Annotated in this window: 17 protein-coding genes, 2 tRNA genes and 1 pseudogene; 11 read left to right on the top strand and 9 right to left on the bottom strand. The window is 72.5% G+C overall.

Going from position 1 to position 20143, the window contains the following annotated elements; genetic code table 11:
* The first annotated feature begins 6 nt into the window (after nt 1-6).
* From ilvC to XF36_RS18915, 3 genes are all read left to right on the top strand, one after another.
* Nucleotides 7-1011 carry a ketol-acid reductoisomerase gene (gene ilvC, locus XF36_RS18925; protein WP_060712993.1) on the top strand — a complete coding sequence of 335 codons (1005 nt, stop codon included), beginning with the start codon at nt 7-9 and terminating at the stop codon, nt 1009-1011.
* A 259-nt stretch (nt 1012-1270) separates the two neighbouring features.
* A complete protein-coding gene (serA, locus tag XF36_RS18920) occupies nt 1271-2881 on the top strand; it encodes a phosphoglycerate dehydrogenase (protein WP_060712992.1) in 1611 nt (536 codons plus the stop codon).
* A gap of 84 nt (nt 2882-2965) precedes the next feature.
* Nucleotides 2966-3226 (top strand): hypothetical protein, encoded by a 261-nt coding sequence (locus tag XF36_RS18915; protein ID WP_020627336.1) that lies wholly within the window; start codon nt 2966-2968, stop codon nt 3224-3226.
* A gap of 28 nt (nt 3227-3254) precedes the next feature.
* Here the strand turns inward: XF36_RS18915 and XF36_RS18910 are convergent, their stop codons facing one another.
* Nucleotides 3255-4265 carry an LLM class flavin-dependent oxidoreductase gene (locus XF36_RS18910; RefSeq protein ID WP_060714814.1) on the bottom strand — a complete coding sequence of 337 codons (1011 nt, stop codon included), beginning with the start codon at nt 4263-4265 and terminating at the stop codon, nt 3255-3257.
* 241 nt (nt 4266-4506) lie between these two features.
* Between XF36_RS18910 and XF36_RS18905 the strand changes: the two genes are divergently transcribed.
* Complete coding sequence (locus XF36_RS18905) at nt 4507-5547, top strand: 3-isopropylmalate dehydrogenase (protein ID WP_020625276.1); 1041 nt, start codon at nt 4507-4509, stop codon at nt 5545-5547.
* A gap of 43 nt (nt 5548-5590) precedes the next feature.
* On the opposite strand, the gene XF36_RS18900 is transcribed toward XF36_RS18905, so the two are convergent.
* Nucleotides 5591-5899 (bottom strand): EthD family reductase, encoded by a 309-nt coding sequence (locus XF36_RS18900; protein ID WP_060712991.1) that lies wholly within the window; start codon nt 5897-5899, stop codon nt 5591-5593.
* Between the two features lie 122 nt (nt 5900-6021).
* Between XF36_RS18900 and gltX the strand changes: the two genes are divergently transcribed.
* From gltX to XF36_RS18880, 4 genes are all read left to right on the top strand, one after another.
* Nucleotides 6022-7500 (top strand): glutamate--tRNA ligase, encoded by a 1479-nt coding sequence (gene gltX, locus XF36_RS18895; protein WP_060712990.1) that lies wholly within the window; start codon nt 6022-6024, stop codon nt 7498-7500.
* Between the two features lie 55 nt (nt 7501-7555).
* A tRNA-Gln gene (locus tag XF36_RS18890) sits at nt 7556-7627 on the top strand.
* Between the two features lie 58 nt (nt 7628-7685).
* Nucleotides 7686-7761: transfer RNA gene (locus XF36_RS18885), tRNA-Glu, on the top strand.
* A 192-nt stretch (nt 7762-7953) separates the two neighbouring features.
* Nucleotides 7954-8946, top strand: a complete 993-nt coding sequence (locus tag XF36_RS18880; protein ID WP_082375268.1) for an IS481 family transposase — start codon at nt 7954-7956, stop codon at nt 8944-8946.
* 136 nt (nt 8947-9082) lie between these two features.
* On the opposite strand, the gene XF36_RS18875 is transcribed toward XF36_RS18880, so the two are convergent.
* From XF36_RS18875 to XF36_RS18850, 6 genes and pseudogenes are all read right to left on the bottom strand, one after another.
* On the bottom strand, nt 9083-10483 hold the full coding sequence (locus XF36_RS18875; RefSeq protein ID WP_060712989.1) for an MFS transporter: 1401 nt from the start codon (nt 10481-10483) through the stop codon (nt 9083-9085).
* Nucleotides 10480-10920: a MarR family winged helix-turn-helix transcriptional regulator gene (locus XF36_RS18870; protein ID WP_060712988.1), complete on the bottom strand. Its 441-nt coding sequence runs from the start codon at nt 10918-10920 to the stop codon at nt 10480-10482. Before XF36_RS18870 ends, XF36_RS18875 begins: the two co-directional genes overlap by 4 nt.
* A 62-nt stretch (nt 10921-10982) precedes the next feature.
* Complete coding sequence (locus XF36_RS18865) at nt 10983-12746, bottom strand: Hsp70 family protein (RefSeq protein WP_064485646.1); 1764 nt, start codon at nt 12744-12746, stop codon at nt 10983-10985.
* Between the two features lie 135 nt (nt 12747-12881).
* Nucleotides 12882-13874 (bottom strand): IS481 family transposase, encoded by a 993-nt coding sequence (locus tag XF36_RS18860; RefSeq protein WP_082375268.1) that lies wholly within the window; start codon nt 13872-13874, stop codon nt 12882-12884.
* 250 nt (nt 13875-14124) lie between these two features.
* A pseudogene (locus XF36_RS18855) lies at nt 14125-15347 on the bottom strand (IS701 family transposase).
* Nucleotides 15348-15401: 54 nt separating this feature from the next.
* The gene (locus XF36_RS18850; RefSeq protein WP_051050238.1) at nt 15402-16106 is read right to left on the bottom strand and encodes an IclR family transcriptional regulator; all 705 of its coding nucleotides are present in this window, start codon (nt 16104-16106) and stop codon (nt 15402-15404) included.
* A gap of 65 nt (nt 16107-16171) precedes the next feature.
* Between XF36_RS18850 and leuC the strand changes: the two genes are divergently transcribed.
* The 3 genes from leuC (at nt 16172) to XF36_RS18835 (ending at nt 18846) form a co-directional block, all read left to right on the top strand.
* Nucleotides 16172-17599, top strand: coding sequence for a 3-isopropylmalate dehydratase large subunit (gene leuC, locus XF36_RS18845; protein ID WP_060712986.1), 1428 nt, complete (start codon nt 16172-16174; stop codon nt 17597-17599).
* Nucleotides 17599-18189: a 3-isopropylmalate dehydratase small subunit gene (gene leuD, locus XF36_RS18840; RefSeq protein WP_020625107.1), complete on the top strand. Its 591-nt coding sequence runs from the start codon at nt 17599-17601 to the stop codon at nt 18187-18189. Before leuC ends, leuD begins: the two co-directional genes overlap by 1 nt.
* Nucleotides 18190-18327: 138 nt before the next feature.
* Nucleotides 18328-18846 carry an HU family DNA-binding protein gene (locus tag XF36_RS18835; RefSeq protein WP_060714813.1) on the top strand — a complete coding sequence of 173 codons (519 nt, stop codon included), beginning with the start codon at nt 18328-18330 and terminating at the stop codon, nt 18844-18846.
* Nucleotides 18847-19135: 289 nt separating this feature from the next.
* On the opposite strand, the gene XF36_RS18830 is transcribed toward XF36_RS18835, so the two are convergent.
* Nucleotides 19136-20068 (bottom strand): endonuclease domain-containing protein, encoded by a 933-nt coding sequence (locus XF36_RS18830; protein WP_060712985.1) that lies wholly within the window; start codon nt 20066-20068, stop codon nt 19136-19138.
* Between the last annotated feature and the right edge of the window lie 75 nt (nt 20069-20143).

Genomic DNA, 20143 nt, shown 5'->3' with positions numbered 1-20143 from the left:
AGAGCCATGAGTGTCAACATCTACTACGACGCCGACGCCGACCTGTCGATCATCCAGGGCCGCAAGGTCGCCGTGATCGGCTACGGCTCCCAGGGGCACGCGCACTCGCTGTCGCTGCGTGACTCCGGGGTCGAGGTGAAGATCGGTCTGCCCGAGGGCTCCAAGTCCCGGCAGAAGGCCGCCGACGAGGGACTCGAGGTCGGCACGCCGGCCGAGGTCTCCGCCTGGGCGGACGTGATCATGGTCCTGGCGCCCGACACCAAGCAGCGCTCCATCTACGCCCAGGACATCGAGCCGAACCTGAAGGACGGCGACGCGCTGTTCTTCGGGCACGGCTTCAACATCCGCTACGAGCTGATCAAGCCCCCGGCGAACGTCGACGTCGCCATGGTCGCCCCGAAGGGCCCGGGCCACCTCGTCCGCCGCCAGTTCGTCGACGGCAAGGGCGTCCCCGCCCTGATCGCCGTCGAGCAGGACGCCTCGGGCAACGCCAAGGCGCTCGCGCTCTCCTACGCGGCCGGGATCGGCGGTGCCCGCGCGGGCGTCATCGAGACCACCTTCAAGGAGGAGACCGAGACCGACCTGTTCGGTGAGCAGGCCGTGCTCTGCGGCGGTGCCGCGGCGCTGGTCCAGACCGGTTTCGAGGTGCTGACCGAGGCCGGCTACGCCCCGGAGATCGCCTACTTCGAGTGCCTGCACGAGCTCAAGCTGATCGTCGACCTCATGTACGAGGGCGGCATCGCCAACGAGCGCTTCTCCATCTCCGACACCGCCGAGTACGGCGACCTCACCCGCGGCCCGCGCGTCATCACGCCCGCGGTCAAGGCCGAGATGCAGAAGATCCTGGGCGAGATTCAGGACGGCACCTTCGCCCGCGAGTGGGTGGCCGAGGACGAGGCCGGCCGCGGCAACTACACCAAGCTGCAGCAGCAGGGCGCCGAGCACCCGATCGAGCAGGTCGGCGAGAAGCTCCGCGGCCTGATGAGCTGGGTCGGCGAGAAGGCCAAGTGACCCTCCTGTGACCCTCTGCCGGACGCGTCCGGCAGGATGAATCCGCCCGGGCCCCAGACGGCCCGCGGATGCCCGGGTCCGGACGCACCCATCCGGACCAGGCGACGCGAAACCCCCGCACCGGCGACACCGGGCGGGGGTTTCGCGCGTTCGGGGTGTGCCGCGCGACGACCCGTCCGTCCGTCCCGGTCCGCGACGGCCCGCGCGGTCCTAGGATGGTCGACGTTCGCGCACCGACCTCGGGGAGCACTCGCACACCGTGAGCACCGCAGCCACCGACCACCGTCCCGTCGTCCTGCTCGCGGAGACTCTCGCGCCCTCCGCCGTCGAGCTGCTCGGTGACGGCGTCGAGATCCGCCGCGTCGAAGGCACCGACCGTCCGGCCCTGCTGGCGGCACTCGCCGACGCCGACGCGCTCCTGGTCCGGTCCGCCACCCGGGTCGACGCCGAGGCGCTGGCCGCGGCCGGCCGTCTGAAGGTCGTCGCGCGGGCCGGGGTCGGCCTGGACAACGTGGACGTCCCCGCCGCCACCGCGCGCGGGGTGATGGTCGTCAACGCCCCGACCTCCAACATCGTCTCCGCCGCCGAGCACGCCATCGCGCTGCTGCTGGCGACCGCGCGCCACATCCCGGCGGCGGACGCCGCGCTGCGGTCCGGTGAGTGGCGGCGCTCGGCCTACGGCGGTGTCGAACTGGGCGGCAAGACCGTCGGCATCGTCGGTCTCGGCAAGATCGGGCAGCTCGTCGCACAGCGCCTCGCCGCGTTCGGCACGACGCTGGTCGCCTACGACCCCTACATCGCGCCGTCGCGCGCCGCCCAGCTCGGCATCGAGCTGCTGAGCCTCGACGACCTGCTCCGCACCGCGGACATGATCACGGTGCACCTGCCGAAGACCCCGGAGACGCTCGGGCTCATCGGTAAGGACCAGCTCGCGCTCACCAAGCCCGGGGTGCTCCTCGTCAACGCCGCCCGCGGTGGCCTGATCGACGAGGACGCCCTGGCCGAGGCGGTCCGCTCCGGGCACGTCGCTGGCGCCGGGATCGACGTCTACGTCACCGAGCCGACCACGTCCAGCCCGCTGTTCGAGCTGGAGAACGTCGTCGTCACCCCGCACCTGGGTGCCTCCACCACCGAGGCGCAGGACCGGGCCGGGACCGACGTGGCCCGCTCGGTGCAGCTGGCGCTGGCCGGGGAGTTCGTGCCGGACGCGGTCAACGTGCAGATCCACGGCGCCGTCGGCGAGGAGGTCCGGCCCTGGCTGCCGCTGGTGCAGAAGCTGGGCACCACGCTGCACGCCGTCGCCGGGCGGACCCCGACCTCGGTCACCGTCGACGTCGCGGGCGAGCTGGCCAGCGAGGACGTCCAGGTCCTCGGGCTGGCCGCGCTGCGCGGGGTGTTCACCCACGTCGTCGAGGACCAGGTGACCTTCGTGAACGTGCCGCAGCTCGCCGAGGAGCGCGGGGTCGCCGTGGAGATCACCACCAGTCCGGAGAGCGCCAACCACCGCAGTGTGGTGCAGCTGCGCGGCGCCATGCCCGACGGCGAGAAGGTCACCGTGTCCGGCACCCTGACCGGCCGCGCGGAGGTCGAGAAGCTCGTCGAGATCAACGGACGGCACTTCGACCTGCGCGCCGAGGGCGAGGTCGTGCTGCTGGAGTACGCCGACCGTCCCGGCGTGATGGGCCGGGTCGGGTCGCTGCTGGGGGAGGCCGCGGTCAACATCGAGGCCGCCCAGATCTCGCAGACCACCGACGGCACCGACGCCATCATGCTGCTGCGGGTGGACCGCCAGATCGACCCGGCGGTGCTGGAGCCGGTCGGTGCCTCGGTCGGCGCCCGGACGATCCGGCTGATCTCCTTCGACGACTGACGTCCCGGATCGCGGGAACGGACCTGTTACGGCCGGGCCCGGCGTGGGATCGTGTCCGCCGGCCTGTCGAGAGGGAGTTCTCCAGTGAGCTGGCTGCGAGCGCTGGTGCTGGCCGGTGCGGCGATCGGCGTCGCGTGCCTGGTGCTGCTCGGCGTCGGGTTCGTCACCGGGCTGTCGCTGACCGTGCCCTACGTCGTGTCGGTGATGGCGATCGTGACCGGGCCGCCGTCGGCGACGATGACGATCGGCCCCGGCATGCTCGTGGTCCTCGCCGCGCTCGTCGGGCTGATCGAGGCGCCGGGCCGGGTGCGGGCCCGCCGGTCGCTGCCGCGCGCCGGGCACTGAGCCCGGGGCGGCCGCCCGCCGGGACGGGTCAGCCGCGCGGGGACCAGCCCAGTGCCGGTCCGAGCGCGCCGGCGATGTCGGTGACGATCTGGACGTAGTCGTCGTGCGGGAAGCCGAACGGCAGCGCGAACACCGCCTCGTCGACCTCCCGGAACCCGGCGTCGGTCCACAGACGCTCGGCGATCTCGGCGGAGGTGCCGACCAGGTCGCGGGCGAACAGCAGCCCGGCCGGGCCCTGCGGGACGCCGACCCTGGCGTCGCGTTCCCGGGCGTAGGCGGCGTAGCGCTCGCGCTGGGCAGGCGTCGCGGAGTCGGTGGGGACGACGACCAGCCCCTGCGACACCCGTCCCGCCGGGTTCGCCGCGCGGTAGGCGCGGATCTGCCGGGACTGGATCGCGGCGAAGTCGCTCTCTCCGCCGCTGCGGACCACGTTGCTCGTGAGCAGGTTGAGCCCCTGCTCCGCGGCCCAGACGGCGGAGGAGTCGCTGCCCGCGCCGTACCACATGCGTCCGGCCAGACCGGGGGAGTGCGGCTGCACCCGCTCGGAGAAGGACTCGATCCCGACCGTCCCGGAGAAGGTGCTCGCCCGCTCCCCGCGGACCAGGCGCAGCAGCCTCGACACCCGCTCGCGGCCGAAGTCCTCGACGTCGGCGGTGTCCGGGTAGAGCGCGTCCCGCACGTGCTCCCACTGCATCGGCGGCCCGACCGAGACGCCCGGGTTGAGCCGGCCGCCGGAGAGCACGTCGACGGTCGCCAGGTCCTCGGCGAGACGCAGCGGGTTCTCCCAGCCCAGCGGGACCACGGCCGTCCCGAGCTCGATCCGTGAGGTCCGCTGGGTCGCCGCGGCGAGCACCGCGACCGGCGAGGAGATGCCGAACTGCAGGTGACGGTGCCGGACGAAGGCCGAGTCGAAGCCCAGACGCTCGCCCAGGGCGATCATCTCCAGGGTCGTCTCGTGTCCGGGGCGCGGGTCGTCGCCGTCGAAGGAACCGATGGTGAGGAAGCCGAGGCGACGCAGCGGGCGATCGGGCGTGGGCACGTCCGGGGCAACGACGCCGTCGTCGCGCTTCTTCCCCCTCACCCGGACAGGTGACCGTCGCGGTCGTCGGCGTACCCCTCGACACGCGCCGGTGTCCCGGAACGGCCGTGTGTCGGGGGTACTCCGACCGCGTGCGGCGCACACCTCACCCGGACGGGACCACCCCAGTGGGTGGCCGAACGATGACCCTGCGTCGGCAGGCGGTAGCGTGCGGCCAGCAGTACGACGAGAGGACGAGGTCATGCGCCTTGCGGTCATCCCCGGTGACGGCATCGGCCCGGAAGTGATCAACGAGGCACTCAAGGTCCTGGGCGAGGTCGCCCGCGACGTGGAGACGACTGAGTACGACCTCGGTGCCGCCCGCTGGCACTCCACGGGCGAGCTGCTCCCGGAGACGGTGCTGACCGAGATCAAGCAGCACGACGCGATCCTGCTGGGCGCGGTCGGCGACCCGTCGGTGCCCAGCGGCATCCTCGAGCGCGGCCTGCTCCTGCGCCTGCGCTTCGAGCTGGACCACCACGTGAACCTGCGCCCCGCGCGGCTCTACCCGGGGGTGCGCGGCCCGCTGGCCGGCAACCCGGAGATCGACCTGGTGGTCGTGCGCGAGGGGACCGAGGGCCCGTACGTCGGCACCGGCGGCCTGCTCCGCAAGGACACCCCGCACGAGATCGCGACCGAGGTCAGCCAGAACACCGCGTTCGGCATCGACCGGGTCGTGCGCGACGCGTTCGCCCGCGCCCAGCGGCGGCCGAAGAAGCACCTGACGCTGGTCCACAAGACCAACGTCCTGACCTTCGCCGGCGCGCTGTGGTCGAGGATCGTCGAGGAGGTGTCGCTGGAGTACCCCGAGGTGTCGGTGGCCTACCAGCACGTCGACTCGACCACGATCCACCTGGTCACCGACCCGGGCCGGTACGACGTGATCGTCACCGACAACCTGTTCGGCGACATCCTCACCGACCTGGCGGCGGCGGTCACCGGCGGCATCGGCCTCGCGGCGAGCGGCAACATCGACGCCAGCCGTACCCACCCGGCGATGTTCGAGCCGGTGCACGGCTCGGCCCCGGACATCGCGGGCCAGGGCATCGCCGACCCGACGGCCGCCGTGCTGTCGGTCGCGCTGCTGCTCGACCACATGGGCGACCGCGACTCGGCCCGCCGCATCGAGGCCGCGGTCGCGTTCGACCTGGCCACCCGGGACCACGCGGCGACCGGCAACACGTCGTCGATCGGGGACCGGCTCGCCGCGCTCGTGTCGAGCCGCGAGGTCGCCACCAACTGACGCGGTACGGGTGGCCGCCGGGTCCCGGCGGCCACCCACCGGCTCAGACCTGGTTCGACGGCCCGGTCAGCAGGGTCACCCCGGCCCCGGCGAAGTTGTCGAGGTCGGCGACGGCGGCCTGGCCCTCGGGGCCGCCCATCCCGGCCTGGAACGCCGAGGCGTCCGGGAACTCCAGGACCGCCACGAGGTGGTACGGCGGCTGCGCGCCGTCCGGCCCTGGGACCGGACGGGAGATGGTGACCCGGGCCACGCCGGGGATCTTCTTTGCCAGCGGGGCGTGCACCTCGTCGTAGTGCTTGTCGAACGCGGCGGCGTCCTCGGGGTGGTTGTACAGGGCGGTCAGCTGGAACACGGGTGTTCCCTCCTGAGGGGTCGTCGTGCGGCGCCTCGCTGCGCCGCGGCAACCCCCAACCCTGGCCCATCCGCGCCCGCGTGCACCACCCCTCCGGACGGGGTCGATACGCTGGACCGACCATGAGTACTCCAGCCCAGGTCCGGGTGCGGTTCTCCCCGTCGCCCACCGGTACCCCGCACGTCGGTCTCATCCGCACCGCCCTGTTCAACTGGGCCCACGCCCGTCACCACGGTGGGGCGTTGGTGTTCCGGATCGAGGACACCGACGCCTCCCGTGACTCCGACGAGTCCTACCGGTCCCTGCTCGACGCGCTGGAGTGGCTCGGCCTCGACTGGGACGAGGGCGTCGAGAAGGGCGGTCCGCACGGGCCGTACCGGCAGAGCGAGCGCGGCGAGGTCTACGCCGACGCCCTGCGCCGGCTGATCGACGGCGGGGAGGTCTACGAGTCCTTCTCCAGCGCCGAGGAGATCGAGGCCCGGCACCGCGCCGCGGGCCGCGACCCGAAGCTCGGCTACGACAACGCCGACCGCGACCTCACCGACGAGCAGCGCGCCGCCTTCCGTGCCGAGGGCCGGGCGCCGGTCTACCGGCTGCGCATGCCCGACCACGACATCACCTTCACCGACCTCGTCCGCGGCGAGATCACGTTCAAGGCCGGGCAGGTGCCCGACTTCGTGCTGGCCCGTGGTGACGGCACGCCGCTGTACCCGCTGACCAACCCGGTCGACGACGCGCTGATGGAGATCACGCACGTCCTGCGCGGGGAGGACCTGCTGGCGTCCACCCCGCGGCAGATCGCGCTGCTGGAGGCGCTGGCCCGGGTCGGCATCGGCCACGGCCCCTTCACCTATGCCCATCTCCCGCTGGTCACCGGTGAGGGCAGCCGCAAGCTGTCCAAGCGGGACCCGCAGTCGAACCTGTTCCACTACCGCGACCGCGGGTTCGTGCCGGAGGGGCTGCTCAACTACCTCGCGTTGCTCGGCTGGTCGATCGCCGAGGACCGCGACGTGTTCTCCCTCGACGAGATGGTCGCCGCCTTCGACGTGTCCCGGGTGTCGAGCAACGCCGCCCGCTTCGACCTGAAGAAGGCCGAGGCGATCAACGCCGCGCACCTGCGCCTGCTCGCCCCCGACGACTTCGCCGAGCGGGTCGTGCCCTACCTCGCGGCCGAGGGGATCACCGACCCCGACCGCTCGGTGCTCGCCGCCGCCGCGCCGCTGGTGCAGGAGCGGAGCCAGGTCCTGTCCGACGCGGCCCGGATGCTGGCCTTCCTCTTCCGCGACGAGGAGGCCTTCGCCCCCGACGACGACGCCGCTGCGAAGAACCTCGGCTCCGACGCGGCCCCGGTGCTGGAGGCCGCGGTCGCCGGGCTCGCGGACCTGCCGGAGTGGTCGGCCTCCGCGATCGAGGAGTCGCTCAAGACCTCGCTCGTGGACGGTCTGGAGCTCAAGCCGCGGAAGGCGTTCGCCCCCGTCCGCGTCGCGATCAGCGGCCGCACGGTGTCCCCCCCTCTCTACGAGAGCATGGAGCTGCTGGGCCGCGAGCGGTCGCTCGCCCGCCTGGGGGCCGGTGTCCGACGCTCCCGGAGCATGGGTTAGAGTACTGACATCAACGGAGAGCGGGCCTCGCTCCGGAACGAGGCCCGCTTTTCGATGGGGTATGGTGTAATTGGCAGCACGACTGATTCTGGTTCAGTTAGTCTAGGTTCGAGTCCTGGTACCCCAGCGGAAATCGCGACTTCTTCGGAATGACGATTTCTGACAATCGGCACGGTCTCGTCCAAGGTCCCGTCGTCTAGCGGCCTAGGACGCCGCCCTCTCAAGGCGGTAGCGCGGGTTCAAATCCCGTCGGGACTACCACGGACTCCATGCGCAGGGGTCCGCAATCGAGACCGAGCCGACTGTCCTGGTCCCGTCGTCTAGCGGCCTAGGTGTGATGTCCATGGACGTTGTTCCAGGTTGAGCTGATGACGGCCTGTCGCTGAGACAGGCGAGGACCCCCGGTTGTGAAGTGGAGCTGTCTAGGAACCGCTTCACCAACCGGAGGCCCTTGTGACCCACGCTAACGCTGCGCTGACTCCGCGTGCCCGGCTACGGCTGGCCCGTCTGATCGTCGACCAGGACTGGACCTGCTCCACCGCGGCCAGAATGTTCATGGTCGCCCCTCGCACCGCCCGAAAGTGGGCTGACCGCTACCGCGCCGAGGGCCCGCCCGGGATGGTCGACCGCAGCTCCCGACCACGGTCGATGCCGGCCAAGACCCCGCCGAGGCTGGTGAAGCAGATCGTGCGACTGCGGTGGCACCACCGACTCGGACCAGTACAGATCGGCGGCCGACTCGCTCTCGCCGCCTCGACCGTGCACGCGGTCCTGCGCCGCTGCCGGATCAACCGGCTCTCCCACATCGACCGGGTCACCGGCGAGCCCCTACGCCGCTACGAACACCCACACCCCGGCTCGTTGATCCACGTCGACGTCACCAAGTTCGGCAACATCCCCGACGGAGGCGGACACCGCTTCGTCGGACGCCGACAAGGCGCCCTGAACAAGCGGTCCACTCCCGGACTGCCCAGGGGAACCGACTACAAGCCGCGCACCGGCAGAGCGTTCGTCCACACCGTCATCGACGACCACTCCCGCGTCGCCTACGCCGAGATCCACAGCGACGAGAAAGCCGACACCGCCACCGGTGTGCTACGCCGGGCCGTGGACTGGTTGAACGCCCGCGGCGTGACCGTCGAACGGGTCCTGTCCGACAACGGCAGCTGCTACCGCTCACACGCCTGGCGTGACACCTGCAGCGAACTGGGCATCACCCACAAGCGAACCCGGCCCTACCGGCCTCAGACCAACGGCAAGATCGAACGTTTCCACCGCACCCTCGCCGACGGGTGGGCATACGCCCGCTTCCACCCCTGCGAAACGGCTCGGCGAGACGCGCTCCCCGGCTGGCTGCACTTCTACAATCACCACCGGCCCCACAGCGCAACCAACGGCCTACCGCCGATCAGTCGCCTGACCAACCTGCCTGGACATCACACCTAGGACGCCGCCCTCTCAAGGCGGTAGCGCGGGTTCAAATCCCGTCGGGACTACTCCACGAAGGCCCCGCTCTCCGGTGCGGGGCCTTCGTCGTGTCCGGGTCGGGCCGCGTCGAGCAGCCCGGAAGCCGGTCGGTCGGTCACGACGGTGCTCCTTCCGGCCCGGCGAGCCGGGCCAGTGAACGGTCGGCGAGGGTGAGCAGGACGAACAGCGTCGAGGCGACGAGCATCACCGCGGCGAGGACCGGCAGGCCGTCGCCCGCCGTACTGCCGCCGAAGGCGATCCCGCCCGCGGCCGAGGCGGCGATGGCGCCCAGGTAGAAGAAGGTGCGCATCAGCCCGGCCGAGGAGGCGACCCGCTCCGGGTCGGCCTGCCGGTAGACCGCGTTCTGCACGGCGAGGTTGTTCAGGCCCTGTGGCAGCCCGGCGAGCAACGCGACCACGACGATGACCCAGACAGGGCTGGCCGGCCCGAGGGCGAACAGCAGGGCGGCGAGCAGCACCTGCGCCACCCCGCCGACGAGCAGCTTGCCCCGGATCGCGCGCCGCCTGCCGGTCAGCGCGGTCACCCCGATCCCGGTGACGAAGATCGGCAGCAGGACCAGCCCGGCCGTCGCGGGGGTGAGCCCGCGGTCTTGCTCCAGCCACTGGGTGAAGCCGTAGAGCACGCAGTAGGAGACGGTCGCGGTGAGCAGCGCCCGGACGAACGTCAGCAGCAGCGGCAGGTTCCCGCCGAGCACCCGCAGGTCCAGGAGCGGCTCGGGGGTCCGCAGCTCGCGCACCACCAGCGCCGCCCCGGCGGCGACGGCCACCAGTGCGGGGGCGACCGCGCCGGCGTCGGGGTGCAGCAGGGCAAGCAGCAGCGCGACGGTGGTGACCGCGAACAGCGCGATGCCCGGCGGGTCGACCCGGCGCAGCGCGGCCCGCACGCCGCGGTGGGCGACCCGGGTACGGGGGAGCCGCAGCGCACCGAGCACCAGGCACAGCAGAGCCAGCGGGATGTTCACCACGAACACCGCCCGCCAGCCCGAGACCCCGAGGAGCAGACCTCCCAGGCTCGGCCCGACGACGGCGATCGTCGACGTCGCGATCGAGAGCACCGTCAGCACGCCCTCCGGGCTGTCGGTGCCGGTGCGGTCGGCCTCGCCGCGGATCAGCGCCATCGCCGCCGGGTAGCCCGCACACGTCCCGAGCCCGATGACGACCCGCGCCGCGACCAGCCACCAGATGTCCGGGGCGAGCGCTCCGAGGGTCCCGCCGACACCGACCAGCACGGCGCCGGCCAGGTAGAGCGGCCGCGGCCCGTACAGGTCGACCAGGCGTCCGGTGACGGGCTGGCCGACCGCGGTCGCGAGGTAGAGCCCGGACACCAGCCAGGCGGTCTCGGTCGCGGGGGCCCCGAGGGCGAGCCCGATCGGCACCAGCGCGACCGCGATCAGCGACGAGTTCACCGGGTTCAGCACGGCCCCGCCGATCATGGGGAGGAGCAGCCGGCGGTCGAACGTGGACGGCCCGGTACGGCGGCCCCGGCGCGGCGTCATCGCTCGGTCACCCGTTCCAGCAGCCGCATGGCCTCGTCGACGGTGCGCAGCTCGTCGGCGCTGAGCCGGTCGGCGAGCGCCCCGGCGAGCCAGTCCTCGCCGGCGGACCGGGCGTCGGCGGTGAACCGACGGCCGAGGTCGGTGGCCGAGACGATCTGCCGGCGCCCGTCGGACGGATCCGGGCGGCGCTCGACCATGCGCCGCTCCTCCAGGGCGGCGATCGACATCGCGACCGACTGTGGGCGGACGCCCTCGGCGGCGGCGAGCGCGGCGGCGGTGCTGGGTCCACCGCGGTCGAGGCGGCCGAGCAGCGCGATCTGCGACGCCGTCAGCTGGTCGCGGTCGTAGTGCTCGCGCATGCGGCGGCGCAGCCGGCCGACGCCGATCCGGACCGCGCGGGCAGTGGAGGCGGCGGTCCCCACAGGTGGTTGCGACATGCAACCCACGATAGGTCGACAGTCCAGATTCATCAATCTGGACTGTCGATCTGTCGGTGGGATCAGGTTCCCGGCGGGCCCGGGATCCCCTCCGGCGGGTTCGGCGTCGAGCTGCTCGGCGGGGGCGGTGCCGAGGACGACGAGGACGACGAGCTCGGCGGAGGCGGAGCGGACGTCGTGGTGATGACGACCGGCGGCGGCTCGGGGATCGGCGCGTCGGTCGTCGTAGGGACGGCCTCGGTCGGCCGCTCCCGGGTCCGTTCCGGCTGCCGCACCGGCTCGTGATCGACGGTCGTCGGGGGCGGGGCCTGGGTCGTCGTCGGGATCGCCGGCAGCTCGGGGGTCGCGTTGCTGATCGTGCGGTCCTGCGGCCAGAAGAACACCGTGCCCAGCACGGCCAGCGCCGCGACGACCCCGCCGGCGCCGATGAGCAGCGCGGGGGAGCGGCGGACGGGTGCCGGCCCGGGGGCGATGGTGGTCTCGCCGTCGTCGTAACCGCCGTACCCGCCGTATCCGTGCACGGCGGTCTGGTCGTAGCCCACCGGCGGGACGACGGGGAGGCGGTCGGTGGGCGGGTCGGCGCGGGCGCTGTCCAGGTAGGCGGTGCGGTCTCCGTCGAGCTGGGTCGCGCCGCCGGTCGGCATCCGGTCGGTGACCGGGTCCGGGTTCTCCCAGGGCAGCGGGCCGGGGTCGGGGGCCAGCGCGAGACCGCTGCTCGTCGACACCGCGCCGAATCCGCCCGAGCCGGTGCCGGGCACGGGGTCGGGCCGCCCGAGTGCGACGACGGCGCCCTTCGCGATGGTGTTCTTCGGGTCCGCGTCGACCTGTACGGGACGCCCGAGGCCGGTGGACACCAGCTCGGCGACCAGCGGGACCCGCGAGGACCCGCCGACGAGCAGCACCACCGACGGCCCGGAGGCGGCCAGCCCGGCCGAGGCGATCGCGCGCTGCAACGCCTCGACCGACTCCTCCAGGCGGGGCCGGATGCGCTCCTCGAAGTCGCTGCGGTGCAGGCGCACCGTCGTGCGGACCTCGCTGAGCCACACCGGGATCGAGACCTCGGTGTCGGCCGACAGGGCCTCCTTGGCCTCGCGGCAGTCGCGGCGCAGCCGGGCCATCGCGGACAGGGCGTTCGGGTCGGTCTCGTCGAGGCCCTCGAAGGCGGCCGGGACGGCGTCGCGCACGTGGTCGACGACGGCCTGGTCGAAGTCGGCGCCGCCCAGCTGCTCGACGCCCTCGGGCCTGCCGAGCAGGGTGAACCCGCCGCCCGCGGCCTCCTTGCGGACGACGGCGGCGTCGAACGTCCCGCCGCCGAGGTCGTAGACGGCGACCGTCGCGCCGGGCTCGACCCGCTCGTTCGTCGCGTAGTGCAGGGCGGCGGCCTGCGGCTCGGTGAGGAAGGTGACGGTCAGGCCGCGCTCGGCCAGGGCGGCGGCGAACAGGTCGCACTTGTGCATGCCCCAGGACGCCGGGTGGGTCACCGCGATGCGGTCGGGGGCGCCGCCCTCGGTACGTGCGACGACGTCGACGACGTGCTCGGCCAGCAGCGCGGACAGCTGCTCGGGGGCGAAGGACTGCTCACCCAGCGGGATCGGCGTCGGGTCGCCGATGCGCCGCTTGAACTCGCGTGCGACGCGGTCCGGCTCGGTCAGGGCACGGCGTTCGGCGGCATCGCCGAACAGCAGCCCGCCGTCCGGTGCCACGTAGACCACGGACGGGATGTCGACCGAGTGGTCACCGAGCGTGACCATCTCGACGGTGCCGGCGTGGATGACCGCGGCCGCCGTCCGAGTGGTGCCGACGTCGATGCCCAGCAGGTAACCCATCGTCTCCCCGGTGTGCCGACCATGTCCGAAGGGTCCGGCCCGGTGCCGGACCACCACACGGTAGTGGAGCCCGGAACCGCGACCTCGACCGACTCGGGACGTGGCAGGGGGTGCGGCTCGGCAGGGGGCGCCCCCCTAGGTGTGATGTCCAGGCAGGTTGGTCAGGCGACTGATCGGCGGTAGGCCGTTGGTTGCGCTGTGGGGCCGGTGGTGATTGTAGAAGTGCAGCCAGCCGGGGAGCGCGTCTCGCCGAGCCGTTTCGCAGGGGTGGAAGCGGGCGTATGCCCACCCGTCGGCGAGGGTGCGGTGGAAACGTTCGATCTTGCCGTTGGTCTGAGGCCGGTAGGGCCGGGTTCGCTTGTGGGTGATGCCCAGTTCGCTGCAGGTGTCACGCCAGGCGTGTGAGCGGTAGCAGCTGCCGTTGTCGGACAGGACCCGTTCGACGGTCACGCCGCGGGCGTTCAACCAGTCCACGGCCCGGCGTAGCACACCGGTGGCGGTGTCGGCTTTCTCGTCGCTGTGGATCTCGGCGTAGGCGACGCGGGAGTGGTCGTCGATGACGGTGTGGACGAACGCTCTGCCGGTGCGCGGCTTGTAGTCGGTTCCCCTGGGCAGTCCGGGAGTGGACCGCTTGTTCAGGGCGCCTTGTCGGCGTCCGACGAAGCGGTGTCCGCCTCCGTCGGGGATGTTGCCGAACTTGGTGACGTCGACGTGGATCAACGAGCCGGGGTGTGGGTGTTCGTAGCGGCGTAGGGGCTCGCCGGTGACCCGGTCGATGTGGGAGAGCCGGTTGATCCGGCAGCGGCGCAGGACCGCGTGCACGGTCGAGGCGGCGAGAGCGAGTCGGCCGCCGATCTGTACTGGTCCGAGTCGGTGGTGCCACCGCAGTCGCACGATCTGCTTCACCAGCCTCGGCGGGGTCTTGGCCGGCATCGACCGTGGTCGGGAGCTGCGGTCGACCATCCCGGGCGGGCCCTCGGCGCGGTAGCGGTCAGCCCACTTTCGGGCGGTGCGAGGGGCGACCATGAACATTCTGGCCGCGGTGGAGCAGGTCCAGTCCTGGTCGACGATCAGACGGGCCAGCCGTAGCCGGGCACGCGGAGTCAGCGCAGCGTTAGCGTGGGTCACAAGGGCCTCCGGTTGGTGAAGCGGTTCCTAGACAGCTCCACTTCACAACCGGGGGTCCTCGCCTGTCTCAGCGACAGGCCGTCATCAGCTCAACCTGGAACAACGTCCATGGACATCACACCTAGTACTCCAGCCGCACTTCGTTAGCTGGGCTGTCTTCGTCGTCGGTAGTGGCTTTCGCGGGCTCGGTGTTGGTGACGGCGACGCCAGGTCGACCAGGCCCAGCCCACGGTGCGGGCGGGGATGTGGATCAGAGATGCCAGGAGACGTCGGATCTCGGCGAGGGTGAGCGGGATGAGCCCGCTGCCAGGTCTTTTGGGGCGATCGCCGCGGTGACCGAGAGGTAGGCGTGGGCGAGCATGGCCAGGGTGATGTGGCGGTACCAGGCGTCGTAACGCCGCACCTGGTACTGGTCGAGCCCGACCTCGTTCTTCGCGGTCTGGAAGCACTCCTCGATCGCCCACCGGGCGCCGGCGACCCGGATGAGGTCGTCGTCACTGGTGCCGGGCGGGCCTGCGCACAGGTAGTAGGCCAACTCCGGCTCGTCACCGGCGGCGATCTGGGTGTCGGTGAGGATTGACGGCGCACCAGCAGCCAGCGCCCCCACCCGGCGGGCGCCTCCGGTGGCGGAGACAGGCTGGCCACGGCCCAGTCGTAGAGCCGCTCACCCTTCGCCCCGTCCCCCGCCGAGCGGCGCTTCCACGCCTGCTCCGGCGCGCGAGCGACCAGGTCGTCGGCGCGTCGTGACCCGGCCAGCCCGGCGATGTCAGCCTCGAGCGAGAGCGGGATCGACTGACTGCGGGGCACGGCGACGACGTAGCCGATCCGGCGCTTCTCGCACCAGGAGCGGAACTTGTAGTCCTGACCGTAGGCCTCGTCCGCAGCCACCCACGACGCCGGGACACCAGCGTCGAGGGCCCGGCCGAGCATCTGCTTGGCCAGCACGGTCTTGGTGGCGAACTCGACCTCGTCGGGCACCGCCGCAGCCCGGCAACGTTCCCGATCACCGGTCCACGACCTGGGCAGGTAAAGCTCACGATCGATCAACGTGCGGCCCCTGCCGCTGGCATAGGCGCAGAACACCCCGAGCTGGCAGTTCTCCACCCGGCCCGCAGTGCCGGAGTACTGGCGCTGCACCCCGGCCGACTTGGCCCCCTTCTTCAGGAACCCGGTCTCGTCGACGATCAGCACCCCGCCGGGCTCGCCGAGGTGTTCTGTGACGTAGTCTCGCAGGTCGTCGCGCATCCCGTCGGCGTCCCAAGCCGCCGAGTTGAGCAGCCGCTGCATCCCGTCCGGCGTCGTGTCACCGGCGACCTCGGCCAGCGTCCACCCGTTCTTCCCGGCCAACGGCGCCAACAATCCACGCACATACGCCCGCGCCCGACGCCGCGGCTCCGTCCGGAAGAACCGCCCCGCCACCAGCCCGAACAACCCGTCCAGGCCGCCGGCCCACGCCTCTAGGTCCTCCTCCACCTGCACAAGATCAAAGCCTAGCGCAGACCCACATCACGAAGTGCGGCTGGAGTACTAGACGAGCCGGTGCTGCAGGGCGTCCGCGGCGGCCAGCAGGTCGGCGGCCCAGCGGACCCCCGGCCGGCGCCCGATCCGGTCCACCGGTCCCGACACCGAGACCGCGGCGACGACCTGTCCCGCCGCGTCGCGCACCGGAGCCGACACCGACGCCACACCGGCCTCCCGTTCGGCGACGCTCTGTGCCCAGCCGCGGCGGCGGACGTCGACGAGGACGCGTTCGGAGAAGCTGGCGTCGGCGAGGATGAGGCGCTGGGTGGCCGGGTCGCACCAGGCGGCGAGCACCTTGGCCCCCGAGCCCGCGGTCATCGGCAGCCGGGAGCCGACGGGCACGGTGTCGCGCAGCCCGGACGGCGGCTCGGCGTGCGCGATGCAGATCCGGTGGATCCCGTCGCGGCGGTAGAGCTGCACGCTCTCGCCGGTGATGTCGCGCAGCCGGGGCAGGACCGCGGCCGCGGCGTCGAGCAGCGGGTCCGGCCGCCCGCCGGCGAGCTGGCCGAGGGTGGGTCCGGGGTGCCAGCGCCCGTCCGGGGTGCGCAGCAGCATCCCGTGTGCCTCCAGGCCGACGGCGAGCCGGTGTGCCGTCGCCCGGGGCAGCCCGGTGCGCTCACAGAGCTCCGCCAGGCCGCACGGCCCCTCCGCCGTCGCCCGGAGAACCCCCACGGCCTTGTCGAGCACGCCGATCCCGCTAGACTGTCCCACGTTCCGATACTAACTTCCCACGATCTGGGAAGTCCACCGCGATCAGATCACAGAGGGAGGCGGGCGTGACCACCGCAGACAAGCCGCGCACGCTGGCCGAGAAGGTCTGGGACCGGCACCTCGTCCGCAAGGGCGAGGGTGACGAGCCCGATCTGCTCTACATCGACCTGCACCTGGTGCACGAGGTCACGAGTCCGCAGGCGTTCGACGGGCTCCGGCTCGCCGGCCGCCCGGTCCGGCGCCCGGACCTCACCATCGCGACCGAGGACCACAACGTCCCCACCCTCGACGTGCTCGCCCCGATCGCGGACGAGGTGTCGCGGGTTCAGGTGGAGACCCTACGGCGCAACTGCGCGGAGTTCGGCGTCCGGCTGCACCCGATGAACGACCCCGAGCAGGGGATCGTGCACGTGGTCGGCCCGCAGCTGGGGCTGACCCAGCCGGGCACCACGGTGGTCTGCGGGGACTCCCACACCTCCACCCACGGCGCGTTCGGCGCGATGGCCTTCGGCATCGGCACCTCCGAGGTCGAGCACGTGCTCGCCACCCAGACGCTGCCGCTCAAGCCGTTCCGCACGATGGCGATCGAGGTGACCAGCTCCGACGGCACGCTGCGTCCGGGCGTCACCTCCAAGGACGTCATCCTCGCGGTGATCGCGAAGATCGGCACCGGCGGTGGGCAGGGCCACGTGCTGGAGTACCGGGGCAACGTCATCGAGAACCTCTCGATGGAGGCCCGGATGACGATCTGCAACATGTCGATCGAGGCCGGTGCCCGCGCGGGCATGATCGCCCCCGACGAGACGACCCTCGCCTACCTAGCGGGCCGCGAGCACGCCCCGGCCGGCGCGGGCTGGGACGCCGCCGTCGCCGACTGGCGCACCCTGCGCACCGACGCCGGCGCAGAGTTCGACCGGGTCGTGCACATCGACGCCGACGAGCTCACTCCGTTCGTCACCTGGGGCACCAACCCCGGGCAGGGCCTGCCGCTGGGCGAGTCCGTGCCGGACCCGGCCGCCATCACCGACGACGGCGAGCGCGCCGCGGTGGAGAAGGCACTGTCCTACATGGGCCTGACCGGCGGGACCCCGCTGCGCGAGGTGCCGGTCGACGCGGTCTTCGTCGGGTCCTGCACCAACGGCCGGATCGAGGATCTCCGCTCGGTGGCCGATGTGCTGAACGGGCGCACGGTCGCGAAGGGCGTGCGGATGCTCGTCGTCCCGGGGTCGATGCGGGTCCGCTTCCAGGCCGAGGAGGAGGGGCTGGACAAGGTCTTCCTCGACGCCGGCGCGGAGTGGCGCTCGGCGGGCTGTTCGATGTGTCTGGGCATGAACCCCGACCAGCTCGCGCCCGGTGAGCGCTGTGCGTCGACCTCGAACCGCAACTTCGAGGGGCGGCAGGGCAAGGGCGGTCGTACCCACCTGGTGTCGCCGCTCGTCGCGGCCGCGACGGCCGTGCGCGGCACCCTGAGCAGCCCGGAGGACCTGGACTGATGGAGAAGTTCGAGACCCACACCGGGATCGGCGTGCCGCTGCGCCTGTCCAACGTGGACACCGACCAGATCATCCCGGCGGTCTACCTCAAGCGGGTCACCCGCACCGGCTTCGAGGACGGTCTGTTCTCGGCCTGGCGCCAGGACCCGTCGTTCGTGCTCAACACCGAGCCCTACGCCCGCGGGTCGGTCCTCGTCGCCGGACCGGACTTCGGCACCGGGTCCTCGCGCGAGCACGCCGTCTGGGCGCTGATGGACTACGGCTTCCGGGTCGTCATCTCCTCGCGGTTCGCCGACATCTTCCGCGGCAACTCGGCGAAGGCCGGTCTGGTGGCGGCCCAGGTCGCCCAGCCCGACGTCGAGCTGCTCTGGAAGAAGCTGGAGAACGAGCCCGGCACGCAGGTCACCGTCGACCTCGGCGAGAAGACCGTGCAGGCCGGCGACCTGACCGTGCCGTTCGAGATCGACGACTACGCCCGATGGCGGCTGCGCGAGGGCCTCGACGACATCGGACTCACGCTGCGGCACGAGGCCGACATCACCGCGTTCGAGGGAACCCGGCCCGCCCGGATGCCGCGCACGCTGGCCTGAACCGAACACGGGTGGTCACCATGACCTGACAGAAGTCGTGGCGATCACCCGTTCGGACCTGTACTAATGGAGGGTATGCGACCTGGACTCGCGCCCGGATCTGGTGCGCGGCAGGGCGCAGCCCTACCTTTCGTGACCATGAACAAGGCTCAGCTCGTCGACGCGCTGACCGCCCGGCTCGGAGACCGTCGTGCCGCCACGGCGGCCGTCGACGCGATGGTCGACGTGATCGTGGACGCGGTCGGCCGCGGTGAGACCGTCACCCTGACCGGGTTCGGGGTGTTCGAGCCGCGTCGACGCGCTCCTCGCACCGCCCGCAACCCGCGCACCGGGGAGACGGTGCCCGTCGGGGAGACCGTGGTGCCGTCGTTCCGGCCGGGTGCGGCCTTCAAGGAGCGGGTGGCCGCCAGCGAGGCCGCCGCCGCGAACGCGACCAGCGCCCCCCGCCGCGCCGAGCGGGCCGCGGCAGCCGCTCCGGTCGCCGCAGCCGCTCCGGTCGCCGCAGCCGCTCCGGCCGGCGCAGCCGCCCCCGGGAAGAAGGCGACCGCCCCGGCGAGGACAGCAGCTGCCCCGGAGAAGAAGCCGGCCGCTTCCGCGAAGAAGGCGGCTGCTGCGGAGAAGAAGCCGGCCCGACGGAAGACCACCGCGGAGAAGTAGCCGCGCCCCCGCGCTCCCCGCCCCGCCCGCCCAGCGCTGCCTGCGCGTGTCGATCAGTACGTGAGTGCTGATCGAGCGGGTGCGGACAGCACTCACGTACTGATCGACGGGCTTCCGGCGGTGTCCGCCCGGGGCTCGGGGTGGCCCGGCGAGCGCGCCGGTGTGGGCGGGTCGAGCTGCGTGCGGGCAACCGGGCGGCTCCAGGCCGGTGGGGTCGCGTGCGGCTCGCCCTCTGCCTCGCGGCGTTGCCCGACCGAGCCGGGGAGGTGCGGCGCGGCGACGGTGCGGGTCAGCGGGACGCGAGGCGGGTCCGTTGGGCGAGCAGGGCACGGACCGTCCCGACGGTGCGACGGGCGTTGCGGGTGAGGCCGTCGGCGGTGATCCGCAGGGTCTGCCATCCCAGCGCCGCGGTGCGGGCGTCGCGGACGCGGTCGAGCGGGTCGTCGTGCTCCGCGCCGTCGTACTCGATCGCCAGCAGGGCGTCGGGGTAGGCCAGGTCGAACCGCACCCAGGGGCGGCCCCGGTCGTCGTACAGCGGGAACTGGACCTGCGGGACCGGGAGCCCGGAGAGCACGAGCAACAGCCGTAGCCGGGTCTCGGGCGGGGACTCCGCACGCGGGTCGGCGAGCGCGACGACCCGGTCCAGCCGGGCCGAGCCCCGCCCGTGCGGGTACAGCGACCGCAGGACCAGCAGGTCGGCGGGGTCGAAGCCGGGACACGGCGCCCGCATCCGGGACAGTTTCCGCTGCTCGGGCGCCGGTGTGCCCCGCAGCGGGACGAACACCGGCCGGTCCCGTCTCCGGGCGGCGAGCGCGTCGAGGGCGACGACGGCGTCGACGAGTTCGAGGCGCCGACACAGCTCCCACGCCGTGGCGCGGGGCGAGGTGACCCGGACGCCGTCGCAGAGCCCGGGTTCGAGCGGGACACCCTGGTGGGCGAGCAGGTCCGGGCGGGGCCGGATCCGCCGTGGCGCGACGAGCTCGGCCGGTGCACCCCACGGTCCGCAGGACGCGCCGAGGATCTCGGCCGCCGAGTAGGCCGACGCCGCCCCGGGCGGCCCGGCGTAGATCGACGCGGCCCGGGCCCGGAGCACCGGCGTCACGGGGACCGCGGCGGACGCGTACACGTCGGGGAACAGGCGCACGAACCGTGGCCCGCGCAGCCGCGCCGGCGTGACGATCCCGCGCGCGACGGCGTCCGACCCCCGGAACGGCTCCTCCACCCGCGCACCCTGCACCTCTGCCCACGTCCGCCGGGCCGGAACCGGTGCGCCCGTTCGCGATCGCACAGACCGGCA

This window comes from Pseudonocardia sp. HH130629-09 (assembly GCF_001294645.1).
Classification (GTDB): Bacteria; Actinomycetota; Actinomycetes; order Mycobacteriales; family Pseudonocardiaceae; genus Pseudonocardia.
Note: the sequence above shows the minus strand (reverse complement) of the source record. Positions and strands in the feature narration are given on the sequence as shown.